Annotated in this window: 5 protein-coding genes and 1 pseudogene; 3 read left to right on the top strand and 3 right to left on the bottom strand. The window is 60.7% G+C overall.

Annotation, left to right across the window (positions count from 1 at the left end):
• From VL202_RS09835 to VL202_RS09825, 3 genes and pseudogenes are all read left to right on the top strand, one after another.
• Nucleotides 1-113: pseudogene (locus tag VL202_RS09835) on the top strand (16S rRNA (guanine(527)-N(7))-methyltransferase RsmG); the annotation flags it as partial.
• Between the two features lie 2 nt (nucleotides 114-115).
• On the top strand, nucleotides 116-910 hold the full coding sequence (locus VL202_RS09830) for a ParA family protein (protein WP_056330265.1): 795 nt from the start codon (nucleotides 116-118) through the stop codon (nucleotides 908-910).
• Between the two features lie 41 nt (nucleotides 911-951).
• A complete protein-coding gene (locus VL202_RS09825; protein WP_325463936.1) occupies nucleotides 952-1,839 on the top strand; it encodes a ParB/RepB/Spo0J family partition protein in 888 nt (295 codons plus the stop codon).
• A 42-nt stretch (nucleotides 1,840-1,881) separates the two neighbouring features.
• Here the strand turns inward: VL202_RS09825 and holA are convergent, their stop codons facing one another.
• From holA to VL202_RS09810, 3 genes are all read right to left on the bottom strand, one after another.
• A complete protein-coding gene (holA, locus tag VL202_RS09820) occupies nucleotides 1,882-2,913 on the bottom strand; it encodes a DNA polymerase III subunit delta (protein ID WP_325463935.1) in 1,032 nt (343 codons plus the stop codon).
• Nucleotides 2,914-2,937: 24 nt separating this feature from the next.
• A complete protein-coding gene (locus VL202_RS09815) occupies nucleotides 2,938-3,456 on the bottom strand; it encodes an LPS assembly lipoprotein LptE (protein WP_056330273.1) in 519 nt (172 codons plus the stop codon).
• On the bottom strand, nucleotides 3,443-4,252 hold an 810-nt coding region (locus tag VL202_RS09810; RefSeq protein WP_325463934.1), incomplete at its 5' end, for a class I tRNA ligase family protein. The genes VL202_RS09810 and VL202_RS09815, both read right to left, overlap by 14 nt.

Raw genomic sequence — 4,252 nt, 5'->3', positions numbered from 1 at the left:
AAGCGATTGGCCGCTTTGATTTCGATCTGGTAAAACATCAAAGCGTCATCGAGCCGGATTCGGTCGTGCTCGAGGTCAAAAATCTATCGCATCGCGTTAAAACGGCGGAATAGCAATGGCAGGCGAGAAGAACCGCATCATCACGATCGCCAACCAGAAGGGTGGCGTCGGAAAAACAACGACAGCGATTAATCTTGCCACCGCGCTGGCGGCGATCGGCGAGCAAGTGTTGATCGTCGATCTCGATCCACAGGGCAATGCCAGCACCGGTCTCGGCATACAACGCCGGGATCGTAAGCTCTCTTCCTATGAACTGATGATCGGGACCCATTCCGTTGCCGATGTGGTCCAGAATACGGTCGTCCCCAATCTCTCGATCATTCCTTCAACCATGGATCTGCTTGGGTTGGAGATGGAGATTTCCCGCGAGAGCGACCGCGTCTTCCGCCTGCGCAAGGCCCTGTCGGCGCCGGAAGCGCTTACCTATTCCTATGTTCTCGTCGATTGCCCTCCCTCTTTCAACCTGTTGACGATGAATGCCATGGCGGCCGCGCACTCCGTTCTGGTGCCCTTGCAGTGCGAATTTTTTGCGCTGGAAGGCCTTAGCCAGCTGCTCGAAACGGTCGATCAAGTGCGACGATCCGTGAATCCGACATTGGATATCCAGGGGATCGTGTTGACCATGTTCGATTCCCGCAACAACCTGGCGCAGCAGGTCGTCAACGATGTTCGGACACATTTGGGTGAAAAGGTCTATCATACACTGATCCCGCGCAATGTGCGGGTCTCGGAGGCCCCATCCTATGGCAAGCCGGCCATTCTTTACGATCTTAAATGCGCGGGCAGCCAGGCCTATCTTCAACTGGCATCGGAAGTTATCCAGCGTGAACGAGTACGACGGGCGGCATAGAACCGATTCGACATCGTAACGATTTAGCGTGAGTAGAGATTATGAATGACGATAATTCGAGACGACGCCTCGGCCGCGGTCTGGCAGCGCTGATCGGCGAGATGGATCAGCCCCTACCGGCAAGCGCACCCGCTTCGTCAGTCAGTGCCGATCGCCGGGTGCCTATCGAGTTCATCACGCGCAATCCGCGCAATCCGCGCCGCAGCTTCGATGAGGCAGAGCTTCAGGATCTGGCAAGCTCCGTTCGCCAGCACGGCATCGTTCAGCCCGTAGTGGTGCGCACTCTTGCTGAGGACCGCTTCGAGATCATCGCCGGTGAGCGGCGCTGGCGGGCGGCTCAACTGGCCGGTTTTACCGATATCCCGGTTATCGTTCGTGATGTGGACGATCGCACGGCGCTGGAAATCGCCATTGTCGAGAACGTCCAGAGGTCGGACCTCAACCCACTCGAAGAAGCGCTTGGCTATGATCAGCTGATCGCCGAGCATGGTTATACGCAAAATGACCTGGGAGAAATTATCGGCAAGAGCCGCAGCCATGTCGCCAATAGCCTTCGGCTGTTGAAATTGCCTGATCCGGTTCGTGACATGCTCTCTTCCGGCACTCTCTCGGCCGGCCACGCCCGCGCCCTGATCCCGACGTCCGATCCGGTCGCACTGGCGAAAGCTATCGTAGCCAAGGGGCTTTCAGTGCGTGATACCGAGCGCCTGGCCCAGAACGATATCCGCGCGCAGAACGACCCCTCCTATGGCAAGCCGTCAGCCAGGGAAGAGAAGGACGCCGATACGCTGGCACTTGAGCGCACGCTCACCGACAGTCTCGGCCTCGACGTCACCGTCAATCACAAGGCAAGCGGCGGCCAGTTGCGGATTTCCTACAAGACCCTGGATCAACTTGAGGAAATCTGCCGGCTGCTTGAGCGCCGCTGATCGATTCGGATACGTTACGTCCGTAAATCATATTAATTTCAATTACTTACGGGCGGACTGAAGCGTTATCGCCAGCAAAGCATGCATGGCAATACTGTCTTCCAGGCTCTGTCGCGAGCGGCTCTGGAAGATGGCGGTCTGCAGACGGCTCGATTCGCGCCGGATCGCCTGCGACGTCCAGGTCCGAAGAGCGGATTCGATCAGGGGCTTGCGGCGGAAATGCAGATGGCGGCCCAGCGACGCCACGACCTGCGAAGGCTGTTGCCGCTTGTCATCCATTTCGGAGCGCATCACATCCAGCAGCTGGAACTGCTTCAAACAGGCCTGGAGGACGAGGAAGATCGCCGTTTTTGACGCGACGATCTTGGCGATCGCGTGCTGGAGCCCGTCCGGGTCACCCTTCAGAACGGCATCGACCGCATCATCCACCGAAACCGCGCTGGCATCACCGACGATATCCATCACGTGTTCCTCCTCGATCACCTCCATCCCGGCGCAATAGAGGACGAGCTTGCGGATCTCGTTGCGCGAAGCGATCCTGTCGCCGCCCAGCGCCTCGTTGAGCCTTTCCCGCGCCGCCGGCGAGATGCGCATGCCCGCTTGCCCCAGTTCCTGGTCGATCAAGCCGCTGATTGCGCGCGCATCGTCGCTGTAGCAGGCGACGGAGATGACCGAGCGGGCTTCGCCGGTCTTGCGCAGGGCCGCACTCTTCTTCAGATCGCCCGTCTCAACGATGACGAAGCTCGCGACCGAAGGCTGCTGCGCCAGAAGGGAGAAAGCATCCACAAGCGGTTTTTCACTGCCGCCTGCCCGGACCCAGATGAGCTTCTCGCCACCGAACAGGCCGATCGTATTGACCTCGTCCAGCAGGCGACCCGGATTTTGCTGGAGATCGGAACCGTCGAGCCTGATCAGCGAAAAGGGATCGGTAAGATCGACGCCGCTTCTGGCCGCGATCTGGCCGGCGCGCTCGGAGACGAGCCCACGGTCGGGCCCATAGACCAGGAAGAGACGATTGTCCCCGAGCGAACGCTGCAGAAAGGCGTCGAATTCGTGAGATTTGATGTCGCCCATTCGGCTATCCCGGCGCGATACCGCTCAGCGACCGAGCGCTGCGGCGATATCGGCCCGGATGATCTCGGCAAGCTCCTTCGCCGCGCGCTTCTCGGCGTCGCGGAGCGCGCGCAGTTTGGCGAATTCCTGCTTGGAGAAATCGACCAGGGCGACGGCGCTGCGGTTGCCGGAACGGACGGTTTCACCGGTTGCTGTTTGCGTCAGATTGTAGTCGGCCCGGACTACGACGCGCGCCGCGCCGGCCGTGTCGGATTCCTGGTCATAGAGCACGCCATTGGCCGTCGAGGTGACGTTCAGCGCCATGTGATAGACGGGATTTGTCGGCTCGCCGGCGCCGCCCGAGGTTAAAAAGATCAGTGCATTGCGCACATCCTGCTCGACGCGATCGTCCGCATCGGAAATCTCGATCGATGCCAGCGCCAGCGCCGGCTTTCCCGTCGAACCCTCCGAATAAAGCGGGCGGACCTGGCATCCGGCGATTGCCACGCCGGTGCCGAGGATCGCGAGGCATGCCAATTTCCGTGCGTTCTCAGACAACGACATTCACGATCCTCTGCGGCACGACGATGATCTTCTTCGGGCTCGATCCGTTCAAGGCGGCTTTGACGGGCTCAAGCGCCAGGACGGCACTCTCGATCGCAGTCTGGTCCGCATCGCGTGCGATTGTCAAATCGGCGCGCTTCTTGCCGTTGATCTGCACCGGCATGGTCACCTCGTTCTCGGCCACCAGCGCGTCCTGGTAGGCCGGCCATGCCGATTGGGCGACCAGCCCCTGGCCGCCGATCTCCTGCCAGCACTGTTCGGCCAGATGTGGCATCATTGGCGCCACAAGGCTGATCAGGATCGATGTGGCCTCCTTGAGGGCCGCCGTCGTCGCCGCATCGGCCGTGCCGGCCGCGACCTGGCCCAGCGGACCGGCAAGCATGTTGACCAGTTCGTAAATCCGCGCCACGGCCTTGTTGAAGGCAAGCTTGTCATAGTCCGCCTGCACGGCCTTCAGCGTCCTGTGGGCCGCCTGCGAGATCGCCAGTGCGGGGCCTTCCGCCGCCGGACGCGCATCGGACGCCTTCAATATCGCGGAGGCCTCGGAAATCAGCCGCCACAGCCGCTGGACGAAGCGGTGGGCGCCTTCGACGCCGGATTCCGACCAGATGACGTCCCGATCGGGCGGCGAGTACGACAGCACGAAGAAGCGGGCCGTATCAGCGCCATAGGAGGCGATGATGTCGTCGGGATCGACGACGTTCTTCTTCGATTTCGACATTTTCTCGATCGAGCCGATGGCAACCGTCTCGCCGGTCTCGATCAGCGTTGCCTGCCGCTTGCCATCCAGTTCCTC

Origin of the sequence: Pararhizobium sp., assembly GCF_035497515.1 — a bacterium.
GTDB lineage: Bacteria > Pseudomonadota > Alphaproteobacteria > Rhizobiales > Rhizobiaceae > Pararhizobium.
Note: the sequence above shows the minus strand (reverse complement) of the source record. Positions and strands in the feature narration are given on the sequence as shown.

Bases quoted from the DNA above. Each gene is read 5' to 3' on its own strand.
- VL202_RS09830 (WP_056330265.1), top strand. From the start codon at position 116: ATGGCAGGCGAGAAGAACCGCATCATCACGATCGCCAACCAGAAGGGT.
- VL202_RS09825 (WP_325463936.1), top strand. From the start codon at position 952: ATGAATGACGATAATTCGAGACGACGCCTCGGCCGCGGTCTGGCAGCG.
- holA (WP_325463935.1), bottom strand. From the start codon at position 2,913: ATGGGCGACATCAAATCTCACGAATTCGACGCCTTTCTGCAGCGTTCG.
- VL202_RS09815 (WP_056330273.1), bottom strand. From the start codon at position 3,456: ATGTCGTTGTCTGAGAACGCACGGAAATTGGCATGCCTCGCGATCCTC.